Raw genomic sequence first — 985 nt, forward strand, 5'->3', positions numbered from 1 at the left:
AAATAAGCTCTTGTTGTTAATTTTTTAACGTATTTGTCTTGCTTCATTTCTTCTACTTTTTGTTGTAATTTTACAGAATTGATAGGAGCTATCCATTTACCAAATGACGAAAATAGTGTATCCTTGTCCATAAGCATGGTCCTTTATATTGGATTTGGACAGGGAGCACCTGTACTTCCATTATAAAGGATTTTTTTATGAACTAGTGATTATTAGAAATATTCTGACTACATTAATGCAACGCTAGTGTTGAATATTAATTAATTTACCTTTACCTGGAGAATAATTATTCCATGTATAAGTTATTAGATATTTTTGATTTATACTAATCAAATTAAATTCGTTTTGTGTACATCTAATTTTTATATCTCCTAGATTAATATAATAGTAGTTGCCTTCTCTAACTTTAGATTCTACCTCAAATATTCCAGTTGTAGAATTTTCGTTCATTTGATATCCATATACAAAAAATATAAAGATCAATGACAATATAATTAAAATTGTCTTCAATAGTTTTTTATTTTTGCTCTTTACTTCATTTGAGACTGTTTTACACTTGAAAACAAAATAAGTATAAACTATTAATTCTATTGGAACTAAAAAGTAGGCTATAAAAATAGGTAGATATAACATTTCATATAATCTGTAATTAAAATTTGCTATAGCTTGTATTTGTTCCAGCTCAAATCCTATGAATCCAATGTATATTGTACCTAGTAACCAATATAAAGAAATCTTTGCTTCCTCGCTAAATAATATTGGATTAAAAAAAATCTAATAGACCATACTGGTAATAATCTATGAAAATAATACTGGAGGTATGGTCAATGTTACACACTCAAGAAGATTTAGATATGTTTCAAGAAGCATTAGATATAAAGGATCCATGGTTTGTTAGTTATAAAGAATTTAATAAAGAACAAGAACAACTTCATATTTATTTAAATTTTAAACGAGGAGCTAAGTTTACTTGCCCTCATTGTGG

1 protein-coding gene is annotated in these 985 nt (G+C 26.7%); it reads right to left on the reverse strand.

Features of this window, described 5'->3' with window-relative positions; genetic code table 11:
- Window positions 1–243 precede the first annotated feature (243 nt).
- On the reverse strand, window positions 244–450 hold the full coding sequence (locus BHF71_RS11990; RefSeq protein ID WP_141705390.1) for a hypothetical protein: 207 nt from the start codon (window positions 448–450) through the stop codon (window positions 244–246).
- Window positions 451–985: the final 535 nt, after the last annotated feature.

This window comes from Vulcanibacillus modesticaldus (assembly GCF_001730235.1).
GTDB lineage: Bacteria > Bacillota > Bacilli > Tepidibacillales > Tepidibacillaceae > Vulcanibacillus > Vulcanibacillus modesticaldus.